Annotated in this window: 39 protein-coding genes and 1 tRNA gene; 7 read left to right on the plus strand and 33 right to left on the minus strand. The window is 42.4% G+C overall.

Going from position 1 to position 22,766, the window contains the following annotated elements; translation table 11 throughout:
* Positions 1–2 precede the first annotated feature (2 nt).
* The 13 genes from EGV92_RS01150 to EGV92_RS01215 all read right to left on the minus strand — a co-directional run bounded on the left by EGV92_RS01150 (position 3) and on the right by EGV92_RS01215 (position 9,576).
* Positions 3–176, minus strand: a complete 174-nt coding sequence (locus EGV92_RS01150) for a hypothetical protein (protein WP_165525524.1) — start codon at positions 174–176, stop codon at positions 3–5.
* A gap of 60 nt (positions 177–236) precedes the next feature.
* Positions 237–1,328 carry a major capsid protein gene (locus tag EGV92_RS01155; RefSeq protein WP_131667380.1) on the minus strand — a complete coding sequence of 364 codons (1,092 nt, stop codon included), beginning with the start codon at positions 1,326–1,328 and terminating at the stop codon, positions 237–239.
* Position 1,329: 1 nt separating this feature from the next.
* A complete protein-coding gene (locus EGV92_RS01160) occupies positions 1,330–1,713 on the minus strand; it encodes a hypothetical protein (protein WP_131667381.1) in 384 nt (127 codons plus the stop codon).
* A 1-nt stretch (position 1,714) separates the two neighbouring features.
* Entirely contained in the window at positions 1,715–2,926 is a 1,212-nt protein-coding gene (locus tag EGV92_RS01165; protein WP_131667382.1) for a S49 family peptidase, read from the minus strand.
* Positions 2,927–2,938: 12 nt separating this feature from the next.
* Positions 2,939–3,139 carry a hypothetical protein gene (locus tag EGV92_RS01170; RefSeq protein WP_131667383.1) on the minus strand — a complete coding sequence of 67 codons (201 nt, stop codon included), beginning with the start codon at positions 3,137–3,139 and terminating at the stop codon, positions 2,939–2,941.
* 24 nt (positions 3,140–3,163) lie between these two features.
* On the minus strand, positions 3,164–3,418 hold the full coding sequence (locus EGV92_RS01175; RefSeq protein WP_131667384.1) for a hypothetical protein: 255 nt from the start codon (positions 3,416–3,418) through the stop codon (positions 3,164–3,166).
* Positions 3,419–3,430: 12 nt separating this feature from the next.
* Complete coding sequence (locus tag EGV92_RS01180) at positions 3,431–3,958, minus strand: Rha family transcriptional regulator (protein WP_131667385.1); 528 nt, start codon at positions 3,956–3,958, stop codon at positions 3,431–3,433.
* 400 nt (positions 3,959–4,358) lie between these two features.
* Positions 4,359–4,592 carry a hypothetical protein gene (locus EGV92_RS01190; protein WP_131667387.1) on the minus strand — a complete coding sequence of 78 codons (234 nt, stop codon included), beginning with the start codon at positions 4,590–4,592 and terminating at the stop codon, positions 4,359–4,361.
* A gap of 88 nt (positions 4,593–4,680) precedes the next feature.
* Complete coding sequence (locus EGV92_RS01195; protein WP_131667388.1) at positions 4,681–5,469, minus strand: phage head morphogenesis protein; 789 nt, start codon at positions 5,467–5,469, stop codon at positions 4,681–4,683.
* 73 nt (positions 5,470–5,542) lie between these two features.
* Positions 5,543–5,758 carry a hypothetical protein gene (locus EGV92_RS01200; protein ID WP_131667389.1) on the minus strand — a complete coding sequence of 72 codons (216 nt, stop codon included), beginning with the start codon at positions 5,756–5,758 and terminating at the stop codon, positions 5,543–5,545.
* A gap of 545 nt (positions 5,759–6,303) precedes the next feature.
* Entirely contained in the window at positions 6,304–7,950 is a 1,647-nt protein-coding gene (locus EGV92_RS01205; protein ID WP_131667390.1) for a phage portal protein family protein, read from the minus strand.
* On the minus strand, positions 7,950–9,203 hold the full coding sequence (locus EGV92_RS01210; protein WP_131667391.1) for a PBSX family phage terminase large subunit: 1,254 nt from the start codon (positions 9,201–9,203) through the stop codon (positions 7,950–7,952). Before EGV92_RS01210 ends, EGV92_RS01205 begins: the two co-directional genes overlap by 1 nt.
* Positions 9,178–9,576, minus strand: a complete 399-nt coding sequence (locus EGV92_RS01215; protein WP_131667392.1) for a hypothetical protein — start codon at positions 9,574–9,576, stop codon at positions 9,178–9,180. Before EGV92_RS01215 ends, EGV92_RS01210 begins: the two co-directional genes overlap by 26 nt.
* 69 nt (positions 9,577–9,645) lie before the next feature.
* On the opposite strand from EGV92_RS01215, the gene EGV92_RS01220 reads away from it, so the two are divergent.
* On the plus strand, positions 9,646–9,942 hold the full coding sequence (locus EGV92_RS01220; protein WP_131667393.1) for a hypothetical protein: 297 nt from the start codon (positions 9,646–9,648) through the stop codon (positions 9,940–9,942).
* Here EGV92_RS01220 and EGV92_RS01225 read toward each other — a convergent pair.
* The 5 genes from EGV92_RS01225 to EGV92_RS01240 all read right to left on the minus strand — a co-directional run bounded on the left by EGV92_RS01225 (position 9,911) and on the right by EGV92_RS01240 (position 12,520).
* Positions 9,911–11,014, minus strand: a complete 1,104-nt coding sequence (locus EGV92_RS01225) for a GNAT family N-acetyltransferase (RefSeq protein WP_131667394.1) — start codon at positions 11,012–11,014, stop codon at positions 9,911–9,913. The genes EGV92_RS01220 and EGV92_RS01225 overlap by 32 nt on opposite strands.
* Positions 10,996–11,574, minus strand: a complete 579-nt coding sequence (locus EGV92_RS01230; RefSeq protein WP_131667395.1) for a ParB/Srx family N-terminal domain-containing protein — start codon at positions 11,572–11,574, stop codon at positions 10,996–10,998. Before EGV92_RS01230 ends, EGV92_RS01225 begins: the two co-directional genes overlap by 19 nt.
* 23 nt (positions 11,575–11,597) lie before the next feature.
* A complete protein-coding gene (locus EGV92_RS01235) occupies positions 11,598–11,822 on the minus strand; it encodes an Acb2/Tad1 domain-containing protein (protein ID WP_131667396.1) in 225 nt (74 codons plus the stop codon).
* Between the two features lie 75 nt (positions 11,823–11,897).
* Positions 11,898–12,071, minus strand: coding sequence for a hypothetical protein (locus tag EGV92_RS13830; RefSeq protein WP_165525532.1), 174 nt, complete (start codon positions 12,069–12,071; stop codon positions 11,898–11,900).
* 379 nt (positions 12,072–12,450) lie between these two features.
* Positions 12,451–12,520 (minus strand) — tRNA-OTHER (locus EGV92_RS01240).
* Positions 12,521–12,745: 225 nt separating this feature from the next.
* Between EGV92_RS01240 and EGV92_RS01245 the strand changes: the two genes are divergently transcribed.
* From EGV92_RS01245 to EGV92_RS01270, 6 genes are all read left to right on the plus strand, one after another.
* Entirely contained in the window at positions 12,746–13,213 is a 468-nt protein-coding gene (locus EGV92_RS01245; RefSeq protein ID WP_131667397.1) for a hypothetical protein, read from the plus strand.
* 1 nt (position 13,214) lies between these two features.
* Positions 13,215–13,484, plus strand: a complete 270-nt coding sequence (locus tag EGV92_RS01250) for a hypothetical protein (RefSeq protein WP_131667398.1) — start codon at positions 13,215–13,217, stop codon at positions 13,482–13,484.
* 42 nt (positions 13,485–13,526) lie between these two features.
* Positions 13,527–13,739: a hypothetical protein gene (locus tag EGV92_RS01255; RefSeq protein ID WP_131667399.1), complete on the plus strand. Its 213-nt coding sequence runs from the start codon at positions 13,527–13,529 to the stop codon at positions 13,737–13,739.
* Complete coding sequence (locus tag EGV92_RS01260; protein WP_131667400.1) at positions 13,726–13,995, plus strand: hypothetical protein; 270 nt, start codon at positions 13,726–13,728, stop codon at positions 13,993–13,995. Before EGV92_RS01255 ends, EGV92_RS01260 begins: the two co-directional genes overlap by 14 nt.
* 235 nt (positions 13,996–14,230) lie before the next feature.
* On the plus strand, positions 14,231–14,650 hold the full coding sequence (locus EGV92_RS01265) for a hypothetical protein (RefSeq protein WP_131667401.1): 420 nt from the start codon (positions 14,231–14,233) through the stop codon (positions 14,648–14,650).
* Positions 14,651–14,702: 52 nt separating this feature from the next.
* A complete protein-coding gene (locus EGV92_RS01270) occupies positions 14,703–15,218 on the plus strand; it encodes an Aca2/YdiL-like domain-containing protein (RefSeq protein ID WP_131667402.1) in 516 nt (171 codons plus the stop codon).
* 30 nt (positions 15,219–15,248) lie between these two features.
* Here the strand turns inward: EGV92_RS01270 and EGV92_RS01275 are convergent, their stop codons facing one another.
* The 15 genes from EGV92_RS01275 to EGV92_RS01335 form a co-directional block, all read right to left on the minus strand.
* A complete protein-coding gene (locus EGV92_RS01275) occupies positions 15,249–15,728 on the minus strand; it encodes a hypothetical protein (protein WP_131667403.1) in 480 nt (159 codons plus the stop codon).
* On the minus strand, positions 15,721–16,239 hold the full coding sequence (locus EGV92_RS01280) for a hypothetical protein (protein WP_131667404.1): 519 nt from the start codon (positions 16,237–16,239) through the stop codon (positions 15,721–15,723). The genes EGV92_RS01275 and EGV92_RS01280 overlap by 8 nt, the downstream gene beginning before the upstream one ends.
* On the minus strand, positions 16,211–16,504 hold the full coding sequence (locus EGV92_RS01285; RefSeq protein ID WP_131667405.1) for a DUF968 domain-containing protein: 294 nt from the start codon (positions 16,502–16,504) through the stop codon (positions 16,211–16,213). Before EGV92_RS01285 ends, EGV92_RS01280 begins: the two co-directional genes overlap by 29 nt.
* Before the next feature lie 159 nt (positions 16,505–16,663).
* Entirely contained in the window at positions 16,664–17,263 is a 600-nt protein-coding gene (locus tag EGV92_RS14160) for a DUF3310 domain-containing protein (protein WP_242678556.1), read from the minus strand.
* Positions 17,263–17,634, minus strand: a complete 372-nt coding sequence (locus EGV92_RS01295; RefSeq protein WP_131667406.1) for a hypothetical protein — start codon at positions 17,632–17,634, stop codon at positions 17,263–17,265. Before EGV92_RS01295 ends, EGV92_RS14160 begins: the two co-directional genes overlap by 1 nt.
* Entirely contained in the window at positions 17,634–17,981 is a 348-nt protein-coding gene (locus EGV92_RS01300) for a hypothetical protein (protein ID WP_131667407.1), read from the minus strand. Before EGV92_RS01300 ends, EGV92_RS01295 begins: the two co-directional genes overlap by 1 nt.
* Positions 17,981–18,226: a hypothetical protein gene (locus tag EGV92_RS01305; RefSeq protein WP_131667408.1), complete on the minus strand. Its 246-nt coding sequence runs from the start codon at positions 18,224–18,226 to the stop codon at positions 17,981–17,983. Before EGV92_RS01305 ends, EGV92_RS01300 begins: the two co-directional genes overlap by 1 nt.
* Positions 18,227–18,453: 227 nt before the next feature.
* Positions 18,454–18,960, minus strand: coding sequence for a recombination protein NinG (locus tag EGV92_RS01310; RefSeq protein WP_131667409.1), 507 nt, complete (start codon positions 18,958–18,960; stop codon positions 18,454–18,456).
* Positions 18,961–19,139: 179 nt separating this feature from the next.
* Positions 19,140–19,262 (minus strand): hypothetical protein, encoded by a 123-nt coding sequence (locus EGV92_RS14255; RefSeq protein WP_278248239.1) that lies wholly within the window; start codon positions 19,260–19,262, stop codon positions 19,140–19,142.
* Positions 19,259–19,603 carry a hypothetical protein gene (locus tag EGV92_RS01315; RefSeq protein WP_131667410.1) on the minus strand — a complete coding sequence of 115 codons (345 nt, stop codon included), beginning with the start codon at positions 19,601–19,603 and terminating at the stop codon, positions 19,259–19,261. Before EGV92_RS01315 ends, EGV92_RS14255 begins: the two co-directional genes overlap by 4 nt.
* Positions 19,600–19,773 (minus strand): hypothetical protein, encoded by a 174-nt coding sequence (locus tag EGV92_RS13835; RefSeq protein WP_165525533.1) that lies wholly within the window; start codon positions 19,771–19,773, stop codon positions 19,600–19,602. The genes EGV92_RS01315 and EGV92_RS13835 overlap by 4 nt, the downstream gene beginning before the upstream one ends.
* An 8-nt stretch (positions 19,774–19,781) precedes the next feature.
* Positions 19,782–20,648 (minus strand): ATP-binding protein, encoded by an 867-nt coding sequence (locus EGV92_RS01320; protein ID WP_131667411.1) that lies wholly within the window; start codon positions 20,646–20,648, stop codon positions 19,782–19,784.
* Positions 20,648–21,607 carry a helix-turn-helix domain-containing protein gene (locus tag EGV92_RS01325; RefSeq protein WP_131667412.1) on the minus strand — a complete coding sequence of 320 codons (960 nt, stop codon included), beginning with the start codon at positions 21,605–21,607 and terminating at the stop codon, positions 20,648–20,650. The genes EGV92_RS01320 and EGV92_RS01325 overlap by 1 nt, the downstream gene beginning before the upstream one ends.
* Positions 21,565–22,152 carry a Rha family transcriptional regulator gene (locus EGV92_RS01330; protein WP_131667413.1) on the minus strand — a complete coding sequence of 196 codons (588 nt, stop codon included), beginning with the start codon at positions 22,150–22,152 and terminating at the stop codon, positions 21,565–21,567. Before EGV92_RS01330 ends, EGV92_RS01325 begins: the two co-directional genes overlap by 43 nt.
* 258 nt (positions 22,153–22,410) lie before the next feature.
* Positions 22,411–22,764, minus strand: coding sequence for a CII family transcriptional regulator (locus tag EGV92_RS01335; protein WP_131667414.1), 354 nt, complete (start codon positions 22,762–22,764; stop codon positions 22,411–22,413).
* Positions 22,765–22,766 lie beyond the last annotated feature (2 nt).

Raw genomic sequence — 22,766 nt, forward strand, 5'->3', positions numbered from 1 at the left:
GATTAGCCCTCCTTATCGTCCGCTTTAGTAGTGCGCTTGGGCGCAGGCTTAGGCTCGTCAATCTCTTTGATGACACCCTCAGCTAAAAACGTCTTAATCTGAGCAGCATTAAAGCCTGACACCTCGTCTCCTGCCATAAACTCACCGACGCCCTGTGTGGCAATATAAGTCGCCATAATCGTCTCCATTCGGGCAACAAAAAGCCCCAATTAAGGGGCTGATTATTGCTTGTTAATTTAAGCTAAAACTTGCAATGTCATAACACCGTTTGACATACTCGGGGCCATCAGCGGCGCTGAGTCGGCAATTTGCTGAATGACACTTGGGTTTTTACTAACATCGACATACTCATAGTAGTCAAGTGGTGCGCCCATCACATCCAAATGCTTAATCTGACACTGGCACTGAGTACCGTTTAGGTCAGCAATTAGATAGACGTTTTTAGGATTGACGTAGTGCTCAGCGTCACCATTTAGCGTGTGCTTAGCATCAAATACCCACCATTCGACACCGTCAAGTGTGCCTTTGAGCTTAGCTTGCTTGGTACGCATAAATGACGGCATTAGTGTATTATCAGGAGTATTAGAGCCGTCAGCTTTAGTAAAACGCTCCTGAAATTCCTCGTTTTTAAGCGCTAAATTTAAAGCCTTGCTTGTTGATAAGATAATCTCAGGCTGAACACCTGCTACATCAAACATGCGACCTAATGCTGTGTCTAGATCGGTCACAACCTTAGCGCTTTTATCATCCCAATCGGTAGTAACACGGTAAGTCATGTTAGAGTCACGACGGAAATCAGCTTTGTAGTAGTTGTAGTTTTCAGATTGATACTCAGTATAACCCTTAAACAACACGTCTAGCGCCATCAACTTTTTACGATTATCAATAGCTGTGCGATTGAGCATAGCGTTTGTCATCTGACATAACCGTAGCTTTTCAGCATTGCTCATATTGCCAAGATTGACATTGTTCTCATTCAAGAAGCCCCATTGAATCAAGACAGACTCAATGTAAGCATCCGGTACAGATGTCGGAGTGATTGCTCGGGCAGGCTTTAAATAAGCTGCTTCGACTTCATGCGTGCTGTATGAGCCGCTTTTGCCAATCTGCACCGCTTTTGCTTCAGCGGTAACGAAAGGCGCTAGTAAGTCAGTAGTCTCAAGCTTACCGAAGTCTACAGTGTCTTTGTCAGCAAAGCGTTTTTTGTTTGGGTAAAAAGTATTAATAACCCAGTCGTCTTGCTTAAGGCTTTTGTCGTATATAAACAAGATTTGCGACTGGTCGAGCAGTTCAACGTCTTTACCCTTAAATTTAACTGTTACAGCCATGTTATACCCCCTTGCCGTTTTGCGGCTTGCGTAATGTAATTGACGTACTAAGTGCTGAGTGCGCTCGTGCAGTCGTTTTTTGCGTATCGTTTAACAAAGTACCGTTAGCTGTCACAGCGTTAAGATTAATCTCGCCGTGCGTGTAAACAGAAATACCCACCTTAGCCTCAATTTGCTTGTTGGCTTGTGCGGCTGTACAGTCGTCTAGACAAACGACAGTCCAGTCTGCATGGTCCGCTGTGTGTGTCAGTGCACCCTCGGCGCTAAGCACCAATAGGTCACCACGCTTATAATCGGTATCGGCAGTTGGCATAAATGAGTTGGTTTGTACGCCAACAGGACTTAGCACCAACGGCTCGGTAGTTTGATAAGTTAATTCAGGCATATTAAGCTCCTAATTTTGCTTGTGCTGCTTGCTTTGCAGCTTCAAATCGTGCGTCGATGCCAGAACCTGGAATTAGCGTCTGACCTTGATTTGCTTGCTCGTCGGTAAACGAGATGGGCATTTTTGGCGCTGACTCTTTGATAGCCTTGGCTGTGTTAAAAGCGCTTGCAAATTGACGGTCAGTCATGTCTGCAAAATCTGATTTTTCTTCTGCTGTAAACTCTTTGCCTGTCAGTTCGGCAAGCTCATTAATCTGAGCTTCACGCGCCTTGGCTTTGATGTCTTTCAGCGCATCTTCAGCAGCCTTGGCTTTTGCTTCAGCGGCTTGTTTTGCTTGCTCAGCGAGCGCTTGGGCGCTCTGTAGCTCAGCAATCTTGGCTTGCGCCTGCTCTAACTCTGTCATACTGTCCTCCTCAGACATTTGATAAGTATTTAATGCGGTATAGGTGGCTGCTTGGCTCGCTATTGAGTCAATTAGTCCGTAGTCTTTTGCTTGTTGAGCGTTAAATGTGTCGCCCTCCCAACCCTTAATAGTCTTAGCGTCTAAATCACGATTGGCTGCCACATGATTAAAAAAGTTGCTTGCTGACTCATTAACACCTTGCTGCAGTCGCTCTTTTTCGTCATCTGACAAGGGAGTAAATGAGTTAAACGACCCTTTCCACTTGCCCGATCTAAACATTGAGTAAGTGATACCATGATTAGCTAGAGCTTGAGATTCCTCAGCGTGTACAACGTAGACGCCAATAGAACCAATACCACTTGTCTTAGTCGCTGTAATTTTTTTAGCCGATGCTCCCAACCAATAAGCCGCTGAGTACATATCGCCGCTAACAAAAGTCTCAATGGGTTTTGTTGACTGGTAGATGGCTTCCGTCGGACCCTCAATCCCTGCGACATAACCACCGCCTGAGTCGATATCTAAGACGATAGAGTTGACCATAGGGTCGGCATTGGCTTGCTCGATATACTCAGCAATATGGTTATAACCAGTAATGCCCCAGTCGCTAAAATCCACATCCATCTTGGGCACTAGCAGACCTCGGACATAGACAGTAGCGACGCCGTCAGCAACACGATATCCTGCAACCTCGCTAGGCTCACCTTTGCCAATGCGAGCAAAGTTGATGATGTTTAATGAGCCTTGCAGGTCATAACATGCCATCAGCTCATGACGCTCAATGTCATGCTGTATCTGCGCTTTTAAGTTCATAATTAACCTTACTTATTTCATAGGTTTTTTAAGTGGTGGCATAGGCTTGCATTCGCCTTTCTTGGGAATAGGAACGCCCATGCAGTTGTGTCGTCGTGCGTTAGGGGCAGGTGGCGAATAAATAAACTTGTCCATCCGAACGCCAAGCCATGTAGCTATTAGAAATATGACGCAACGAATGACAGGCTCGCTAATCTCTACGCAGTAATTCATATTTCACCAATTAAAAAACCCACACTAGGTGGGCTGGTCAAAATCAGGTAAATCAAAGTAAATTGGCTGTTCTAGCTCTTTAATGCGAGTTAACGGCACACCATCACTACGCAATAAATCATAGATAAATTCGCTAATATCCATTAACACAGATAAAACAATGTGCTTAAATCCAAAAGGGTTTGTTCTCGGCATGATAAAGTCGTAACCCTCATCGCTAAATCTCACATAGACAGGGCAAATGCCAAGCCATGCTGTGTGTTCAAATTTTACTTTCATAAATTCCACCCATTAAAAAACCGCCTCGTAGGCGGTCTCAAAGTTAGTTAGTTCGGGTTGCATTTGCCGTTCAACGGCTAAGATTGCAGATTGTAGACTATCTCGCTTGCGTTTCCAGTCAGCCAACCCCTTACCGCACTCACTGGCTAAATCTTTTTCATCTTGTAATGCAAGGGACAAAATAGCGTGTTTTTGCATTAAACCCATTTGTCCTGTCATTAGCAAATCACGTGCTTTAAAAAAGGCTTGCACTAAGTCAAATTTAAACTTAACCACTTTTGGCGAGTTTCTTAATAGGGTCATCAAAAAGGTTGCTTGCTCCTCTGTTAATAAAGCCACCTCTGTAGGTCTAGCAAAGCCCCCTTGTGGCAAGGGTTTGCCCATCAGCGTTTTAAACGCCAAAGGGCTGAATTTATCTAAGTAATCTTTATGCTTACGAATCATTGCCAATACGTTTTTATGCTGATTTCCCGTTCCATCAGCAATCGCAAGGCTATTTGTAAAAGCAACTTGGTTTTCTATTACAACTAAATCAGACATAAGTTTCTACTCTCATGACGTTCTACCTTTAAAAAAGAGGGGCTGATAGCCGAAGGTAGAAAACACTACCAACCCCAAAGCGTTGCATATAAAAAACTCCGATAACTGGAGTGGAGTTGTCATCAGGGCTTAAAACGAACCCAATTAAGGGTATTTGTTAAAAACTGGCAATAAAAAACCGCCCTTTTGGGCGGTTGTATGTGTTAATACGGGTTATAGCTCAATAACTATCCAGTTAATCTTAGCTATATCAGTCACTGCGATACAGACGTAATTACCATCTTTGATTGTGCATTTGACTTTGCCAACGTCTATCTTGTGCTTGTCTGCAAACTTGTACACTTTTGGCATGACCTTGACATACACATCAAATGTTATCGGCTCTGATTTCCATGTGGGCTTAAAGTGGGTCAATTAGAACGCCTGTTCGCTCAAAATGTGTCATCTCAGGCGGCTTGCCTCGCTCAGCAATCAACTTATCAATAGCGGCTTTGACCTCAGGCCATTTGTCGACCTCAATATTTATATGGTCATAACCATCGCCAACAATTATATCAGCACATCGACCGTTAAGATTTTCTAAGCATAGGCTTAGGTTAAAATTGTTATCTTGTTCTACTCTGATTTTACCCATCTCAAACCCTCCAAAACACAGCCTATTTTACCATGTTTGAGGACTGTTTATAGATTTTTTGCCTTGTCGCTCACTGCATCAATGCTAATCACTCACCCTCGCTAAGCAGCTTCTCAGCCTCCGCTATGTACACGCTCAAATCAACCACAGGAGACTCTAGCAGCTCAGTGACAGCGCTTTTAATCTTAACCGCGGCTTGCACTAGATTGTCGCCAACCGTCTTATTTTTAAAATACTGCAATGTGACCTCGGCAAGCTTTTGATTGACCTTGGCATCCATGATATCGTTATACTGACTCGGCGATTGCCTCCATTCTTCGCTATCCGGACCACCTTTTGGCAAGTCCTCATCTGACGTAATGCCGTATTTCTCGGCTTGTTTGCGAGTCAGCGAGCGAGTTGTGCATCTACAGCGATAGCCATTGGGCGTGTAGTGAGTCTGCCACCACGGATCATCAATGTGCCTCACTGTCTCGTCTAACGCATGATGCTCTGGTCGAGTGCGATTGTCATTAATCGCGTCATACATCAAGTACGGTCGATAGTCTTTTGTCTTTTGCTGCTGCTGCCATTTGCCGTGATTGTAAGCCGACTGGATATTAGTTCTAAAAATATTGTCTAGTCGGTGACGTGGCAAATTAACATCAATCTTACCGCTTTCAACGTGCTTTAAAAACTGCTCAAACGTCTCACCGCTGTCTAGCGTCTTGTTGACTTGCTCCATGACATGCTTGACTTGCTCAATCTGTGCCAAACCTGCTATAGACACGGTCCGCTTACGCTGTATAGCCGTTATCTCGTTGTAATATTCATTACTCAAGAGATAATCTCGGCTCAGCGCATAGGCTATGGCTTCGATAAATTTAACGTCGAACATGCACCGCCTCTTATTTTATTGTCGGCAATAAAAAACCCCACTAACGTGGGGCTTGTTGCTAATTAAGATTGGTCTACAAATTAACTAAAGGCAGTGCGGGATTGTATTTAGCGAATCTCCACTCTATTAGTTCCCCAAACAATATTGGCCGCTCTTTATCAGACAGCCTTTGTAGCCGCATCATTGAGTCAACTGTCACAGACTCCATTTGACGTCTAACCATAACCGCTAAATACTCATCTAACTTAGTTAGTTGCTCATCAGTTAATTTTGTATCAGTATTGCTCATAAACCCTCCCATAAACGATAGCTTACTATATCATGGCTACCACTCTCTTAAGACAGGTTTGATAGAACTTTTCGGCATGAGTGAGGAACAGACTTTTGACCTACGTCTTTCTTTTGCTACCTCGTATCTTTCAGATATACTTAACTGAGCGCATCGGCAGCAAGTAGGCTTTCGAGGCCTATCAACCCTCGGTTTGACCGCAGGTGCACCACACCAATGTCAGGGTTCAAGATAATTTCGCTTGGGTATATTGCAAGTACCATGCTCAGTGTAAACAGGCATAACAACCACCTTTACCTGCTCACCATCACACACAAACTCTCTAAGCACTGCTTTAAGTATTCGCTTAATCATTATCAATCCTGTCAGCAGCGTCCATTAGCACTTTAGCGAGTCCTCTAGCATCATCTACTGACAAATTAACACTGTACGGCACATGATCTGAGTTAGGCGCTATTAAATCCACTGATATCCTGCTACCCTCATCATCTATAAATAAAATTGGATAGGGGTTATTGCAATTATCAAGCTTAGCAGTCTTATAATTAATCATCATCAGGCTCGCTATGTTCATCGACCACGCCATGTAGACTCGACGCTTTCAAATAAGCTTCGGTCAGCAATGCAAAGTCACTACCGACAATATCACTTCCGACGATAGCTGTAAGCTTCTCAGCTAGCTCAGATTCGTCGTTAGCGTCTCGCATAGCGGATAGTAGCCTGTCCATCGGTAAGGGCGACTGAGCGTTATCTAGCGCATAATCTGCTAGTTTCTCAAGCTCTTGCTGCTCAGGGGTGTATTGAGTAACAGGATTAATAGGCGCTGTCGTATCAGCCCTAAAGCCCATCTTTTTAGCGCTCATATCAATAGCAGGGACCACAGGGCTTGATTCGCTGACGCCTTGGATATACTCCTCACGGATATCATAAGTATCAACGTAGTAGTCTTTACTAAAGTTAACGCCTTGCCTTGTCAGCTTCTCGTCACGCTCAGCGCGGTCGGTCTGCAGACCTTTTTCAATCTTAAACTCAAACTCGACTGACTCAAACCCGTTGACCTCACAGATAACATCGATGATGCGCTGTACGTACTTAGTTGCAAACTTTTTGTCGCTACCAAATACAATCTCTTGCTGGTCTTGGTGTACTTTACCTTGACCGTATGTGCCACCGCCATCAGTGCCGCTTGTTAGCGTCTGACCCGATATGTACTTAGCAATACGCTTGTTGATAGCCTCGTCATACGCTTTAAATGCCTCGCCGTTGCCTGACGCTGCTATCGCCTTAACGTCGTCACCGTCAGGCATTGCAACAATAGACTGATTGTGAGCTGTTGCTAGTGCGTCAACTAATGCATTAGTGTCTCCTTGGGTTGTACCAATAAGCAGAGGCGCGCCAAAACGCTCTAAAAACTTAGACCAAAATTGCCAACCGCTCTTTTTAAAATACCAGAGCCAGTAGACACGACTCAAGATCGCTTTGCCCTTAGGATTTTTGTACGTCGGTCTGTGTTGCTGTAATAAAAACCTGTACTTAGTATCAACCTCGACAGGCTGTCCGTAGGTTTCGGGAAACCATAGCAAACGACCGCCATGCTTAGGCTCGAACCACTCCATCGGTTTTTCGACAATTATCTCAGGATAGACGAAGCCGACGTTAAACAATCCGTCATATTGCTCTTTAGTAATGCTACGACCGTTGTAATCATAGCTATACTGGTCTTTACCGTACTCATCCTTACCGATATACGTTTTGATGACTTTAGCGCGCTCAGTTGATGTCCATACAAGCTCGCAGACACTATAGCCATACAACTTAGCATTAAGAGCAGCAGTAAGCAGCGGCTCTAAATGCATGTCTAGTTGACTGTAGATAAAGTCAGCTGCCTCGCCCTCGCTGGGAGATAGTATGTACCCTGCTTGAGTCAGATTCTCGAATCGGCGCTCAACATGATAGTCAATCTCGTCATCAAAAAGCAGCGTCTCTAGATGATGTCTTGAGATGCCAACTTTTTTTAATACCTCGTCAGTATCGACTCTTACAATGTTGTCAAAAAAATCATTGTATTGAGATGTCGCTTGCTCACTAATTAGATCGCCGCCAGTTGTAGCTACAACACGCTTAACAGCCGTTGATACGGGCTGTGCAGTGCGTGCTAGTGCACTTGTGAGCCTGCTTATCAGTCTAGCCATTAAAACGTTCTCCGTCCTGCGAATGCGTATGATTGCTTGGTGTTTTTACCCATAATTGCTGATTGATTGCCATATCTAATAGCATCCCAACAATGGTTATGTTCATCGACCACCTCAGACAAAACATCGCCAGTATATTTATCGACCTTAAATTGCCATTTACCGGCCTCAGCTATCGTATTTTTGCACTGAGGGTGTATGACGATGTTATCTAATCCTCTAAGCCAACTGATGCCATCCTCAACACTGCCCGACCATTTTTTGCACGAGGTCATCTGAGGGTATCCGTGGCGCTTACAATGGCTTATTTGCTCAGGTCTTGCGTTGTCAGCATATATCTTGTGCTTATTCGCTCGCTCAATCTTGCTAAATAACTTGGGCAAATCGACCGTCTCAATATGCTCACCATATGCTTCATTGTAAATATATAAAATACGGTCGTGCAGGTAAGTCTCAATCATGGTCGTAGGGTCAGCAGCAAAGCCCCAGTCCACGCCAAAATTAGGATGCCATTGTGGTTGTGGCTCAAACTCCTCCACTGTGTAATGACCTGCGAGTATTATTGCCTCGCTGTTTGTATCATGAGCGCCATGCCAGACGTGCAGAAATCTCGCCCATGCGCCCTTATCGCCTAATGCTTGATGTTTTAGCGCTCTATCTCTATCACGCTTGTAAGATTGCCAAAGCGTTGCTGATGCAAACGGGTTGTCGTGTAAATCAGCGTGCACCAAGATGACATCGCTGTCATCAGCGTGCTCATTAAAAAAAGCATCTACTGGGTCGGTCGGCTGGTCAGGATTCCACGTTGCCCATATCTCGCTATCCTCAGTCCTAATTGTAGGTTCTAGCAATTCCCACGATCTAGCGCTTAAAGACTGACCTTCCTCAATCCATGCGCCATCAAACCCCTCTAGTGATTTGATACTATCAGCGGTATGGTCTTGCATACCATTAAACGTAATAACACCGCTGCCAGTCTTGTGCTTTATCAAGTCACGTTGTATATCAAATAGGTGGCTAACGCCATGTATGCGCAGCTTACTCTCGATTAGAGATTTTGAGCTAAAGCGCAGTGACTTTTGCACCTCTCGGATACACACCCATTTTAAATCAGGCTCGGTTGCCATGCGCTCAACCAGTCGCTCGGCAAAAAAGTGTGACTTACCACTACCCCTGCCGCCTTTTGCGCCCTTAAACCTAGCTTTATTAAGCAAGGGCACAAAAACTCTAGCTGTAGGTATCTGTAGTGTCATTTTTTGGGTCTACTATGATTCGCTCGACTTTAGGTGGACTCATCGACCCATCGCTAGATAAGTTGTCGACGACTTGAGTCTCTTTCCAACCTGCTTGAGTCTTAAGATAAAAAATAGCGGCTGTTGTGTTGCCTGCTTGAGCCTGACCTATCAAGTTGCCGGCAACTGATGCAATAGCTTTGGACTTACCTCTTTTATATCTTTCAAAAACCTCTGGTTGTCTCTCGCAAATAGCGTCAAAAGTATTGTTGGCAATACCAAAATAATCGCACATCTGCTCTTTGCTCAAGACAGCAGCTAAACTCTCAACTTGTACAATTTGCTCATCAGTTAGCTCAATAGCAGGTCTGCCGCCTTTGTTTTTACTAGTCATCGACCTCCTCCCTTATTTGTTCAGCTGTGGTATGTTTGTGCCTCACTACAACCAACTAAGGAATTAGGTATGAAGCCATTATTTTGTCCACTTAAAAAAGAATATTTTTTGCAGTTTAAGAACAATGAAAAAACTGTTGAATATCGTGCTTATGGCAAGCAATGGAATGAAAAAACCTGCACAATAGGCAGGCTTATGAATTTATCTCTAGGTTATAACGGTGAGCGCATACTAGCAGTCATCACTAACTTTACAGTCATTAATATAAATCAAGCACCTCAAGCCGCTATTGATATATACAAACATAAAACAAATCAAATAGCTTGTATTGGAGTTAGCCTAGATACTGATAAGAATATGTCTTAACCTTATCTCTAAAGCCTTGATTAGGCTTTCGGTTTGTTCCCTTGGTGTTTATTTTGGCAAACCTCTGCACATTGATCAGCTTCCATAGCTTAGGTGTGCGTTGTAATATTTTGTGCGTCGGAACGCTTGAAAACTTACTTCGTACATCAAAGCCTTGCTTGCTCATCTCTCTCGCTGTTTCATTGATTAAGTATTCACCCAAGCCTAAGCCTACATAATCAGGATGGATGACTACTCGATTGAAGTGCATCTGCATTTTTTTGCCTTTGTTTTTTTGGTAAGGCACATAGTTTGCATAACAGATGAATCCTATCTGCTCATTATTGTGATACATTCCATAAAACCTAACATGACCAAAGGGCAGTGTCTGACTTAGATAGTGATACTTGCTAAAATACTTCCAAGATTTGCTGTCGCACTCCCTGATTGTAAACTCAAGCCGCTCTTGTCGCTTGTAGTCTTGCCAAAGCAACCTCCGTTCAACATACTCTTGCTTATTACAGTCAATCATCCAATCAGGATTTAACCACTCAAACACATCGTAATGACATGATAATGCTATTACTGTTTTATTATTCTTGCGTGCAAACTTTTGCAAACAATTAGACATAGCCTTGGCAACTGTCCTATCTACAACAGACGTCCATTCGTCTACAACAAACACATCGCTACTAGCCATCTGCAAGGCTGCTATTGCTCGTGCTGTTTGTCCATTAGATAGTGTGTATATTGGTCTAATCCAACATGGCACTGATGTTAGTCCAATGCCTGATAATAGCTTTGCGCACTCATCGTAGCTCATATCATCAGGAAACTGCTCGATTACAGGCTTTGTAGGGTCATACTTAAAATCAAATACCTCATCGCCAAATATTTGCTTAGCTAAAGTAGTTTTTCCTGATCCACTTGCTCCGACAATCAGACCTACATTGAAAGGTGTTGTAATATCTGCATCTACAGACAACTCATGTACTGATTTTTTTGCAACATCTATATCAAGGCTGTCTGCTGCTTTTTGACATCTGAAACTTGTTGATACAGGACTCTCTAGCCTTACTCTATAATTTTGCATTTAAATCCCTTTTGTTGCGCCTCGTTGAATGCCTTTTCTAACTGACTTTCGTTGTCATATTCAACTAACAATAAAAACTTCTCACTATCTGAAACTTCGTCATGTTCGATTAACACAGAGTCTTCATCAATTTCATTTTTGTCAAATAAATCTAACAAATCGTCTTCATCAAAACCGATAAGCTCAATATCAAAATCTAAATCTCTTAAGTTGTCTATCTCGATTTTTAATAACTCAATATCCCAATCAGCGTTAAGCGCTATCTTGTTGTCAGCAATCACATAAGCCTTACGCTGCGCTTCTGTCAGCCCTGCTAGAGTAATCGTAGGCACTGCGTCCATGTTTAACTTGTTAGCAGCCATCAATCGACCATGACCCGCAATAATGCCGCCTGTCTCATCAATCAAAACGGGATTTGTAAATCCAAATTCTTTGATGCTCGCTGCAATCTGATTAACCTGCTCATCGTTATGTGTGCGAGAGTTATTTACATACGGTATCAGCTCGCTTGTCTTGCGATATTTAATTTCTAATTCGCCCTCAGGCGTTTTGTCTGTCATACGCCCTCCGACGTTTAATTAATTTAGAATGTACTAGGCTTAGCAATACTACGAGTCAACGACATAAAGCCTTTTTGTAAGTCAGTCTTAGCAATAGCTAGCCATCGCTTATCTTCATAGCCTGTTTTACTTAAGTGCTCGATAAAGTCGCCCACTTCACTAGCTAATGCTTTTGAGCGATTCATCAAGTCGAATTCTTCTTGTGTTAAGTCTCGATAGCCGCTTATTCTTGTATGTTGGTTATCCATAGTTAAGTCCTTAGATTAAGTTGCTGACATTAATGTTAGGGCTATATGCTTATTGCTCACAGCTCCCAATCCTCATCAATCATCATGCTTATATCTCTGTTTAAACTGACTCTCAGCATCTGCAATAGCTTGATACTCATCGCCACCGATACCGATTATCTCATCACCATTATCGTAGTCATCGACGCAGTAGCACGTACCGTAGTCATCAAAGACTTGTCGATCTAGACGCTTTGGTGAGTCAGTCATTGTTAAATCTCAGGCAATAAAAAAGCCCGATGCGTTAACATCGAGCTGAAGTAATAAAATGTTTCGCACCCTCACTCACGAGGGTAGCAAAATTTAGACAATAAAAAAGCCCAGTAAACTTAATTACTGAGCTTCAAAACTTCAACATAAGATAGCCATGGAGCGAGACTCCGTTGTTAGCAAATCTATGAAGTTTTAGTTACCTTGGCGAGTGTCTATATTATAACACAAATATTAAAAAACCCACCGTGAAGTGGGTCTTTTAGCCCTAGGCAAGCTAAAAACTTAATTTTAGATGCTAAGGGTGAGTCGTATTAGATGTCTGCACCACATCTTATCGAGTCATCCCGATGAGTAGAGGATGCAGAGCTATTTAAATTTGGCATGGTCGGACTCGAACCGACGGTCGTCCAGAAACTGGCTGCTACTTCCAACTGAGCTACATGCCTCACTTGTTGTGCACTGCCGATAGGAACTCCTGTCAGCACAAGCGATTAATAAGCTAGGCTATTTACACTTAACCTCACTTACTAAATCTTATCATTTTCATGTAACCAAGTCAACTCTTTTTATTTTAAATTATTTTGGCTTGAGTGTTGACTCTGTCATATTATGACAGTATAATAGACTCATCAAATAAACAAGCACACCCGAACGGGTGGGAGGAAATCAAAATGAACAAATCAGAACTTTTCAAAAAAGCCCACGCTTTGACCAAAGCTACAATCAAATCAGGTGATAGTTATTCGGCTACTTTTGCTATCTGCTTAAAAGTTGTTTGCAAAAACTCTAAGGGGCTAACTTTTAAAGGAACTAAAAAACAGGTTAAATGGGCGCAAGACGCATACAATCGCTATGCTGCTAAAGCAAAACAAGGCGTTGACGACTTGCAGGCGCTTAAAGAAACTGATGCGCGAAATGCACTGCAAGAGTCAATCATCATAACAAACATTGGCAAAGTGCGCCCAGTTACTAATCAAGAGCAATTAGACAATCTGTGCAACGAGATTAATCAAACTATTGACAGCTTGACAGCACAAGAGTGGATACGTCTTGACGATGGCGCTAAATTCAGTGATAAATCATTAGTAATTAGCTATCTATACGACTTAGTTTTAAATAAAATCATAAAAGGAGCTTAATATGAGTGCTATTGAAGATTATAAAAATGCGCGACGACTGTTACGTGCTAAAAAAATGACAGTTAGTGCTGTGGCTCTAGATACATATAGCGAGGGTGTGCAAAATGCGGCTAACTCACTGCACATAAGAGACTTAGTTGACCCACTATCAGTGTCCGCAAGCGAGCGCTTAGCAGATTTTAGATCGAGTGGCATCACTAAATTTATAAAAGGCAAATGTCAACCTCGTAGTTGCAATTATCATCATCGTAAAAACTTTTTACCACGATAAGAATAATAAGATGACCATCACTATCTTGCGCAGAGGCTGCTAATGATTGATTTTACTCAATACGGCTACTCCCCTGCTAACTTTGAGGCTCTGGTTAAATCCTCGGGCGTTAAGTCAAACGCCCAATTTATCAGAGACAATAATATGAGCGAAAAAATGTTTTATCGCTACAAAAATGGCGAGGTATCAATAACATGGCAGGACTGGCAAGCGCTGGTTAAAAAATATGGAGGTAGTATCGATGTCAAAGCATAAATCAATCACTCAAAGACTGCGCTATAAGCTAGCATCCGATGTTAAGCAGCAAATAGTTAATGAGTGGGCGCATCAGCAGCAAGACAAGTTTTTTGATGCGTATAAACAACTGGAGGACGCGGTAGGTCGTAATGATATGCATGAGATAGATTTGGCGCTAGATGCTCTAAAAGACATTGGCATTAAGTCTTACGCTGCTATACCAAATATTGCTCAAGCTATGCTTGACACGCCGCCTGATGGCAACTATGATTAGTTTTAGTTATCGCACTAGTGCGTGGATTGAAATGTAAACGGAAACACATATATATCAACTTGTAAGATAAAGACCCTGCTTTTAGCAGGGTTTTTTATTGTCTAAATTATTTTGCGTTTAAGTGTTGACTTGTTCGCGACTAAGAACTATAATAGGCACATAAGTTAATAGTTAGCTTATACAACATTAACCCAAATCGCTATTGAGCGATTTAACTCTAAAGAGAGGATAAATTGTGAACACTATCACTTACAATGAAGCACTTAAAGAAATTCGTAGTTATGCTCGCAATCTAGGCATGACATTTACTAAACAAAATGCAACCATTAATGGCAAACAAGCTTGGATGTTAATTGACCGCCAATCTGGCCGCGTATTAGAAAATAATTTTACACTTTGGTGTGCTTACGAAGATCGCCTAAATGGTTATTTTGACAAAGTGGCAAATGATAACAGCTGCATCAACCCAATGGTTGTGCGAATATTAAAAGCTATTAGTGAGGTAGCGGATGAATATGAAGGCTGTCCAGAGCGCACAGAAGGATTTGCCCGTAGCGTATGTATACATCTTGATAAAAAATATAATATCAACGTTCTAAATTCAAGCTACGCTCAAGACAAATTTCATGAAGCAATGGATAAGTACTTTGCCTAACTATTATAAACTCTACCAGAACATCGATAGGTTTTATCATAAGGATTAAACCATGAGCATATTAAAACTAACACCTCCTGAACTTAAGGCTATGCGCCAAGGACTAGGTCTTACTGTCGCTGAAGCAGCTGAGCTAAAAGCGATCAATGTTTCAAAACGAGCTTTTCAGTACTGGGAAGCGGGAGACAGACCAATACCTGATGATGTAAGTCAAACTTTTTACGCGATTGCTTGTCAGTATCACGCGATTGTTAAAGTGCTAAATGAGGATATCGCCAGATTCAAAGAACAAAATCCACTGCCCGATACTGATGATGCCAACGAATATTTTGAGCAGATAAAACAGGTTAAAAAATTAGTATTGCCTTTTTACACTAGTTTTGTTGACTTTGTAGAGGCTACGGGGAACAGTCATGTTATACATTGGCGGCTTTGGCAGTCAGCAATCAGTCACTTGTTTTTAATTGGCAAGCTTAATGATTTAGATGATAATGTATCTGTTCCCAACGACTTCAAGGCATGGTCTTGGCTTAATGGTGATTATGGCGTAGATGACTTGGCGGATTGACATAAAGCCCTCTTAACTGAGGGCTTTTTACTACTCTCGATTATGTCTATACCGATACTCACAGACAATCATATCTGCATTAAGCAGCATCTGCTCAATCTCGCTCTCGACTGCATCAACATATTGATGCCAAGTCTTGGCATAACCAACATGTGACATGCCGTTTAAATACTTGCCACATGCCACCTTAGTCACAAACTGCCCCTTATACACCCTCCCAAACACAATATCGGCAAGCTTATTAAGATTAGTATCGTCTCGCTTATCAGCTCTCAGAGCCAATCTAAGCTTAGCTCTTATTAAGTCTTGCACTTGTACCTCTTTATCCTCCAAACAGTAGCAGTCAACAATTAGCACTGTCTCAGCACTACATTGACGCTTAACATCTGCTAGCGCTCCACACGCATCTTGTGCATTAACTCTATGTGCGCTGGTCGAGCGACTAAAGCTAAATAAACTTGTCGATTTAGTTGATAGCAGCGATTGCACCCATTCTAAATTGTTATACATTAGCACGTCCTAATATCCATTGATAATCGTCAGGTTTTGGTAATGACAAGCCTTTAGCCGTGTAAAACTTATCAATGTCATCTAAATACTCGCTCATCTGCTTAGTCGTCGCCTTAGTCGTGCTCATAAGCCGCGCCACGCCCTGCGCCATCTGCTCATACTCAGCTTGTGTAGCATGTTGCTTGTAAGCGTTCATCGCTGCGACCATCTCGCCAAACTCGGGATTGTCTCTGTGATAAATCTTAGCTAGATGATTGCGCTTAAATTGCGCGTGTTGCTCATCTTTGCTCAATCCGCTGTCATTGCCTACAATCGTCACCCACTGCCAATAGAGGGCATTCTGAGCAACTGTACGAGCCTTATCCTTGTCCATCACCTCTACTGTCACTCCTACATGTAGATTGGTGTCGCTATGGTATGTCTGATATAGCTCTGCAATCGTTGCGTAGCAGTTAGACAACACATCAACGTTTCCTGTTAGCTTAAAACACCGTCTGATCGGTTTCGCCACGCTCTAGCACCTCGTTTGTTCGTTGTAATTTCTCAGCAAACCACTTTTTAGCTCTATCTCGCATCATACTCATACAGTACATGTCAAACCTTTGGTGGCATTCAGCACAGAGGGGGATGGTGTACTTGTCGTCAGCTTTGATACCCATCCCTTTTCCATGTTCGCCAAAGTTACTATGTGCTGCTTGTGACCTTGGGGCTTTGCCACATTCGCAGCATGGTAGTTGTCTAATCGATGCAAGGCGTTTTGGGTCACGATTGCTCATCTAAGCACCAACCATGCGATAAAGCACATCGCAACTAAAAACGCCACGGTATCAATAGCTCCTGCATTAAAACTAATCATTCACAACCACCCCATCAAACTAAAAAATATGTATAAACCCACAGTTAAAATTAGCGAATCTAAGCCGCTGATTTGTTGTCTAAACATCGTTTAGCGCCTCCAGTCGAGCTATCTCATCTTGTATATACCAGACTGCTTTTTTTAAGTCTTGCGTACTGTCATTGCCATCTTTCAAGCCATTCCGCCATAAGTACTTGATTGCATTGCCTATGTTGAAATTTCGATGTCTAGTAATTTGTATGCACTCAATACCGCTAGGATCACTTGTGTAATGCGGCGGATGATTCACTGCATCATCAACTAAATTCACCGCTGATGCCTTATTCACTCCTTTTCGCACAAACTCATACTCGTCTAAAAACTCGCTAAGTGGACATGTATCTGTAAAATCATCAATAGCTGAGTAAGACGTTATCCAGCTCAAATCTCCGTCTTTTGCAATCTTTGTAATCTCACACTCGATGCCTTGGTCTTTTGTCACCCAAATATCGCCTAATTCGATATTGTTTTTTGGCTTATATCGCTCTAAGAAAAACTCCTGCTCGTCACCTGACTCACGACCATCTTCAACAAAACTTATATCCACAAGTCCGTTGTTAAACTTTTCAACATGCGTCACTACCGTCTCTTGTCCGTCTGTAACGCGAACCCATTCACTACCAACCTCAATATTACTCATCACTCACAATCCTTATCTTTTAAACGTTTTACTGCTCGCTCTTTTCCGACACGCTCAACTTTTCGAGTTAACAATTCAAACTCTAGGTTGCTACGCCCCATAATTACGTTGGACCAATAATAGACCGCTACGCCTAGCAAGATTATTTGTAAAAAAAGCAAATCTATCTCACTGACACACGCTACAACCATCAACATTAAAATAGCTATTGATGCACAAGTAAGTACTTTGCGGTGTTGCTCATTAACACCCTTTAGATGCTGCAACTCTGAGCTTTTACACTCATCCATGTGTCTGATATTAAGCACCAGTAAAATGCTGTGAGCTAAAAATGATGTTGCAGCCAATCCTAGTGCTATGTTTAAAATCATCACTCAGCCCCTAATCGCTTCGGTCGCTTCGGCTGATACTTAAGATTACTGCTAAACCCACTAACGCCCTTGGCTTGCTGAATCTCACGTGGCTCGTAATGCTCAGCGCCCAAAAGAGGCGTAAGTCCTAAATCAACTAACGTAGCGTGCAAATTATCTTTTGCTCTATTGCGCTCTGATGCTGCCAGATTTAGCGCTTCTAATGCTCTTGATCTTTGAGCAGTACTGCTATTAAAATCTAGCGATTGGTAACGAGTTGATTTTTTATCCAAGTCTTTAACTGCTTTAATCATTACAGCTACGTCTTTTTTGAGCTGTTCTAAGTCTGCTAAGCTTTCTATGTTCATCACTCAATCCCCTCATCAAGAGTAACTGTGTGCCCTGTATGCTCAGCTATTGCATCCATCACAGCTAGCAAATGATCAAGATTTAGTCTTAGTTGCAGTCCGCTACCGTTTGTAGTTATTGACAAGTCATGCAAATCATCCTCGCCTACATCTGTCACACTAGCTCTATTTGAGCGCTGTACAAAATCCCATTCGCAATACAACTCGCTAAAATCAACTACTAATCCATCTGCTTTAACCATCATTCAATCTCCAACAATACTGCTAGTCATAGCACTTAAGCTCAGCATAAAACCAACTGTCTGAAGCGCTAGAAGTATTGCTACAGGCACAGCAATCCAGTAATACCAATTGCTCAAAAAATCAGGTAGCAGCATTACTATTGCGCTTAAGATTATTAGCGCTAAAAGTCGCCTGAACTCTTTGTAAATACCTGCCAAATCCCTTACCAATCCACTGGCTTCAATTGCTCTCATAACCCAACCCCTAATCTAGTTTTTTGCTCAGCAATCTGACGCTTGATATCTTCGTGCAGCTCTAAAATCTCAGTTTTGCGCCACTTTTTGACCTCGGTCATCATCTGTCGCAAGTGCTTAATAAAATCAACTCCATAAGTCTCAATCATGTGTAGTGTGTAGCCTACGTGTGACTCTGTAGCTCTGATATTGCACCGCCGGCACTGTGGATTAATATTCTCCTCGAGTAGTTTTGTAGCGCTAACTCCGCGACCTACATAGTGACCGCCTTGCATCTCTGACCAGTGCTTGATTGCACCGCAGCTAACACACTGACAATTACCGTCGCTATCCGCTGCTTTGAGTCTGACAAGTAGCTGCAAGTCCACAGCGCACTCATTGGCCAACTTGGCAGGTGTCTTGGGTTTACGCTTAGCCAATCTTTTACTCCTAGCTTTTGCATCAATGTCGTGATTAATCTGCTTAGTGCCCGGCATGTCTTTGTACTTGTAAAAGCTGGTCACTACATCAACTCCTCAGCCTCACCTGTCACTATCAAAATCTTATTATCCATAAAACCTCCTCACATCGTCTCTAAGCCAATCTATCGCTCTTGAGCTACCCTAGCCTATTTTTTGCTCTAATCACGCTCCTTGGAGCGATCAGATGGGTTAGCGTCGATAATCTCAATCATCTTGTTAAACTACTCGACGCTCATCATCTCTTTACTAAAATCCTCGTATGTGACCTCGACCTTGGTCATCGAGAGATGCGGGCAATGTATTACCCGCTTTTTAGTCTCTTTGTGTTGTCTGATTGGGGTCATGCTCTAACCACCGCATAAGAGTTAATTAAATCAACTTGCATATCAGCAAACTGTGCCCTCAGCTCATCAACAAAGTCATTACCAAATCCAAATATCACTTTTGACAGCTCTGAGTGACCGCCTTTGTTCTTAAAAACCATCGTCTGTAGTCCGCGTTTGTTGCCGTCTTTGTCCATAATGTGCAGCGTCACTTGAAATCTGCGCGGCTTATTGATGATTTTCTTGCGAGTTGCTGCTAGCCATTTGCCTGTAAACTCTGCTCTGTCTGCCAGTCGCTCGGGTATGTCGTCGTGTAGATAGATTTTCATGTAGCCGTCAAAATTGGGCTTAAAATTGCTCATGCTTGTTTCTCCTTGCCTTCCTGCGCGGTAAATATCCATTTGCGGCCGCTCCAGTGGATGTTAATTTCGGGCTGCTCAAAAACTAACGTTGGCAAAAGCTCTGTAAATCTAACCATTGCCTCAGCTAACTCGCAGTCATAACCCATAACAAATTTAATTGACTTACTCATGCTGACTCCTACAGGTAGCTAACTTTGGCAGTGGCTTGGCGGTAGCTATCCCAATCACACTTGATAACGACAAGCTTCTCTTGCAGTCTGTCCCATGCCCTATCACCTAAAAACGTTGTTACTTCTTCTTGGCCCATGTTCGTGGTGATAATGGTTGGGTGTTTTTGGTATCGCTTGCTGATAACTTGGCTTAAACGATTACGATCTGCTGCTGCCATCTCGGGGTTGTGTGAGGTGTCACCATCGCCTAGGTCATCAATAATTAGCAGGGGGTAACTGCCCAGTTCCTCTAAAAACTTATCTTCGCTAGCAAACTTATCGCCCCATGTCGCTTTTGCTTTAGTCGTGATTTGACTGGAGGTAATTAAGTGAGATGGATTTACCTCAGCAAATGTCGTAGTTACAAACTTACCGTCAATAAATTGGCTATTGCCCTTGTGGTTTTTAACAAATACAGTCTGTGCAATAGCGTTAGCTAACATGGTTTTTCCTGAGCCTGTGCCGCCAATCATCAAAATATTTGGCAGGTCGCTGTTAAAGTTTTCAGCGTAACGATTAAGCGCAGCTATGATTTTTTCTTGACGCTCTCTTTGCTTGTCGTCGTACTTCCAGTCATCAAACTTTTTGCCCAATGGATTGATGCCGTTATTTTTTTGATGCCATGTAAACCGCTCTAGCGCTTCTTGTTTAGCCTTGGCTTTCTGCTCAGCTTCTGATTTGATTCGAGCTTCCTCGGCGCACTTAAAGCAGTTCGGCGGCAAATCTCTAAGTTGACCATGCTCTGTTTCGCCATGCTTGTCACAGACAGCTATCAACTTACGCAGACGTAAAGTGTCGCTGTGGTTATCTTCTAAAACTTTGATTATCTGAGTCATTACACACCCCCTAGCATTTCGTCGATACTGGTGTTAGCTGTGACAATGTTTGAATGTCCTTCCCCACGCCATTGGTTGTTTACTGCGAGCTTGTCTGTCTTGCGGTCGATTCCACTAGGCTTTTTATTCTTCACTGCTCGAGCCTTGATGAGTTTTTTCTCAATCTGCTCTGTTGAGCGTATAGCGATCTCAATCGTGTTATGCCCCTCTGAAATATGCCAAGCGTCTGTGGCTACATATGTCATTGCTTCGGTAATTTCATCTGGTGTAAATCCATCATCAAGTCTTGCGTTGATATGACTAAGTCGATTTTTTGTTGGCTTAATTCTCTGACCTGATAGCTCTAACCATTTTTTAAACAAAATATCGACCATCAGCTCTCTTTCAGATTTAGGGTTAGGCTCACTAGGAGTTTCTTCTTCTCCAGATTCATTGATAGATTCATTGGTAGGTTTAGTGATAGGTTTGGGTGCAGCTCCTGCACTACTAGGTGGTGCAGCTCCTGCACTACCTAGTGCATCTGATTCACTACCTAGTGCAGCATTTTCACCACTATCATCCGTTTTACCTAGTGCAGCATTTTCACCACCCTTTGATTTTGACTTTTTAGACTTTTTAGACTTCTTAGGCTTTATGTATTGTTTGGCTTTGCTCAAAGTTAGGTGATATCTATTGCTATAGTTTTTACCTTCATCAGAGTTGTATCTTTTTTCAACCCACAAAAAATTATTATCCTCTAACCATTGGATGTGAGTGACCACAGAGCGCCTACTGATTTCACACGACTTAGCTATAGACTCATAGCTTGGCCAACAAATACCATCATCATTAGCTTGGTCTGCCAACTTTATAAGCACCATTTTTCGCAGTGGATTACCTACCTTCATATCAAATACAGCAGCTACTAATTTAAAGCTCATTGATTCATCTCCATTGCTTGGTACATAGTGTTTTGCCATTCAGCTCCATTCCTGCTCTCGGTCACCATATTTTTGGAGTCGTTATCAAAAACGATCTTGAATTGCATTTGCTGCACAAGTCCGTTAATCACAGTAGTGTTTAGGTTCTTGGTTTTCTTGCGCTCAGCTAAGCCCTTGCCATGCAGTGAGCCAACGGCCTTGTCGTAATCTTCTTTAGCGCACCATTTATTTAATTCGTCTTGCAGTGACTCAGTGTGACTTTCTAACTCTAACCATCGCTTGACAACTGCGTTTCTTAACTTGATGCTATAGCCAGTTATTAGCGTGAAGGTCAGTTCTTTATCTAGTATGTATTCGACTTGCTTGCGATTTTTATTATCAAAATAGATAGAACCAAATCTGGATTTATCTAAATTAAGCTCTTTAAACATCGCTAAAACATCTCGGTTAACGTGATAAAGCTTCTTGCCCGTAAGACCTGCAATCTCTCGACTCGTCATTTGAGTAGTCTGGTCTTGTAATATTGGTAAATTCATAGTAATATCTCGTTCGTGAGTTAATTTGTTTTCAATAGATTGATTCATGATTTGATATCTCTTGTAAGTTTGTATTCGAAAGAATTACTAAGCCCCAATCAGTCGCCACTGATCGGGGTTTTTCTATTTCTTGAGTATGTAATACCCCTTCCTGCCCTCTTTAGACTTAACTGTTTCAATCACCACTCCCTCCTTGATTTTCTATCCGCTCAAATTCTCTCTTGATTGCCGCATCGTCGCCTGTCACTTCGCAAGGTCGTTCGTGGCAACATCTGTTATCTGTTAAGTTTGGACAGTCACTACAGCTCATAATTTGCTCCTTGGTTGATAAGTGCCCTCGGCTATTTGCATTGCAGCGTCATCGTGGAAAAAGTCATCGACTTGCTCTAGCCGCTGAAAATTGTCTTTAGCCAAGCGGAATAAAATATCTATTTTTTGTTCGTTGTAGCATTTCATGTTTGCCGGTACGACCTTAAGACCAATAGCTGCCATCAGGTTGCAAACGGTTGCAAGGTGATGTTCTTTAAGGCGTGACACGGTGCTGCTGTCAACTCCAATGGCTTCCGCTATCTCTTTTTGGCAACCTTTGTCAACTGCCTGCAATATTTGCGTTTGCATATTGCGTGACCATGCAATTTGTTCGGGTGATAATGATTTCATGG

The sequence above is a fragment of the Psychrobacter pygoscelis genome (assembly GCF_004335015.1).
Classification (GTDB): domain Bacteria; phylum Pseudomonadota; class Gammaproteobacteria; order Pseudomonadales; family Moraxellaceae; genus Psychrobacter; species Psychrobacter pygoscelis.

Excerpts from the sequence above, each read along its gene's own strand:
- EGV92_RS01150 (WP_165525524.1), bottom strand. The coding sequence starts at position 176 with ATGGCGACTTATATTGCCACACAGGGCGTCGGTGAGTTTATGGCAGGA.
- EGV92_RS01155 (WP_131667380.1), bottom strand. The coding sequence starts at position 1,328 with ATGGCTGTAACAGTTAAATTTAAGGGTAAAGACGTTGAACTGCTCGAC.
- EGV92_RS01160 (WP_131667381.1), bottom strand. The coding sequence starts at position 1,713 with ATGCCTGAATTAACTTATCAAACTACCGAGCCGTTGGTGCTAAGTCCT.
- EGV92_RS01165 (WP_131667382.1), bottom strand. The coding sequence starts at position 2,926 with ATGAACTTAAAAGCGCAGATACAGCATGACATTGAGCGTCATGAGCTG.
- EGV92_RS01170 (WP_131667383.1), bottom strand. The coding sequence starts at position 3,139 with ATGAATTACTGCGTAGAGATTAGCGAGCCTGTCATTCGTTGCGTCATA.
- EGV92_RS01175 (WP_131667384.1), bottom strand. The coding sequence starts at position 3,418 with ATGAAAGTAAAATTTGAACACACAGCATGGCTTGGCATTTGCCCTGTC.
- EGV92_RS01180 (WP_131667385.1), bottom strand. The coding sequence starts at position 3,958 with ATGTCTGATTTAGTTGTAATAGAAAACCAAGTTGCTTTTACAAATAGC.
- EGV92_RS01190 (WP_131667387.1), bottom strand. The coding sequence starts at position 4,592 with ATGGGTAAAATCAGAGTAGAACAAGATAACAATTTTAACCTAAGCCTA.
- EGV92_RS01195 (WP_131667388.1), bottom strand. The coding sequence starts at position 5,469 with ATGTTCGACGTTAAATTTATCGAAGCCATAGCCTATGCGCTGAGCCGA.
- EGV92_RS01200 (WP_131667389.1), bottom strand. The coding sequence starts at position 5,758 with ATGAGCAATACTGATACAAAATTAACTGATGAGCAACTAACTAAGTTA.
- EGV92_RS01205 (WP_131667390.1), bottom strand. The coding sequence starts at position 7,950 with ATGGCTAGACTGATAAGCAGGCTCACAAGTGCACTAGCACGCACTGCA.
- EGV92_RS01210 (WP_131667391.1), bottom strand. The coding sequence starts at position 9,203 with ATGACACTACAGATACCTACAGCTAGAGTTTTTGTGCCCTTGCTTAAT.
- EGV92_RS01215 (WP_131667392.1), bottom strand. The coding sequence starts at position 9,576 with ATGACTAGTAAAAACAAAGGCGGCAGACCTGCTATTGAGCTAACTGAT.
- EGV92_RS01220 (WP_131667393.1), top strand. The coding sequence starts at position 9,646 with ATGAAGCCATTATTTTGTCCACTTAAAAAAGAATATTTTTTGCAGTTT.
- EGV92_RS01225 (WP_131667394.1), bottom strand. The coding sequence starts at position 11,014 with ATGCAAAATTATAGAGTAAGGCTAGAGAGTCCTGTATCAACAAGTTTC.
- EGV92_RS01230 (WP_131667395.1), bottom strand. The coding sequence starts at position 11,574 with ATGACAGACAAAACGCCTGAGGGCGAATTAGAAATTAAATATCGCAAG.
- EGV92_RS01235 (WP_131667396.1), bottom strand. The coding sequence starts at position 11,822 with ATGGATAACCAACATACAAGAATAAGCGGCTATCGAGACTTAACACAA.
- EGV92_RS13830 (WP_165525532.1), bottom strand. The coding sequence starts at position 12,071 with ATGACTGACTCACCAAAGCGTCTAGATCGACAAGTCTTTGATGACTAC.
- EGV92_RS01245 (WP_131667397.1), top strand. The coding sequence starts at position 12,746 with ATGAACAAATCAGAACTTTTCAAAAAAGCCCACGCTTTGACCAAAGCT.
- EGV92_RS01250 (WP_131667398.1), top strand. The coding sequence starts at position 13,215 with ATGAGTGCTATTGAAGATTATAAAAATGCGCGACGACTGTTACGTGCT.
- EGV92_RS01255 (WP_131667399.1), top strand. The coding sequence starts at position 13,527 with ATGATTGATTTTACTCAATACGGCTACTCCCCTGCTAACTTTGAGGCT.
- EGV92_RS01260 (WP_131667400.1), top strand. The coding sequence starts at position 13,726 with ATGTCAAAGCATAAATCAATCACTCAAAGACTGCGCTATAAGCTAGCA.
- EGV92_RS01270 (WP_131667402.1), top strand. The coding sequence starts at position 14,703 with ATGAGCATATTAAAACTAACACCTCCTGAACTTAAGGCTATGCGCCAA.
- EGV92_RS01275 (WP_131667403.1), bottom strand. The coding sequence starts at position 15,728 with ATGTATAACAATTTAGAATGGGTGCAATCGCTGCTATCAACTAAATCG.
- EGV92_RS01285 (WP_131667405.1), bottom strand. The coding sequence starts at position 16,504 with ATGAGCAATCGTGACCCAAAACGCCTTGCATCGATTAGACAACTACCA.
- EGV92_RS14160 (WP_242678556.1), bottom strand. The coding sequence starts at position 17,263 with ATGAGTAATATTGAGGTTGGTAGTGAATGGGTTCGCGTTACAGACGGA.
- EGV92_RS01295 (WP_131667406.1), bottom strand. The coding sequence starts at position 17,634 with ATGATTTTAAACATAGCACTAGGATTGGCTGCAACATCATTTTTAGCT.
- EGV92_RS01300 (WP_131667407.1), bottom strand. The coding sequence starts at position 17,981 with ATGAACATAGAAAGCTTAGCAGACTTAGAACAGCTCAAAAAAGACGTA.
- EGV92_RS01305 (WP_131667408.1), bottom strand. The coding sequence starts at position 18,226 with ATGATGGTTAAAGCAGATGGATTAGTAGTTGATTTTAGCGAGTTGTAT.
- EGV92_RS14255 (WP_278248239.1), bottom strand. The coding sequence starts at position 19,262 with ATGACCCCAATCAGACAACACAAAGAGACTAAAAAGCGGGTAATACAT.
- EGV92_RS01315 (WP_131667410.1), bottom strand. The coding sequence starts at position 19,603 with ATGAGCAATTTTAAGCCCAATTTTGACGGCTACATGAAAATCTATCTA.
- EGV92_RS13835 (WP_165525533.1), bottom strand. The coding sequence starts at position 19,773 with ATGAGTAAGTCAATTAAATTTGTTATGGGTTATGACTGCGAGTTAGCT.
- EGV92_RS01320 (WP_131667411.1), bottom strand. The coding sequence starts at position 20,648 with ATGACTCAGATAATCAAAGTTTTAGAAGATAACCACAGCGACACTTTA.
- EGV92_RS01325 (WP_131667412.1), bottom strand. The coding sequence starts at position 21,607 with ATGGCAAAACACTATGTACCAAGCAATGGAGATGAATCAATGAGCTTT.
- EGV92_RS01330 (WP_131667413.1), bottom strand. The coding sequence starts at position 22,152 with ATGAATCAATCTATTGAAAACAAATTAACTCACGAACGAGATATTACT.
- EGV92_RS01335 (WP_131667414.1), bottom strand. The coding sequence starts at position 22,764 with ATGAAATCATTATCACCCGAACAAATTGCATGGTCACGCAATATGCAA.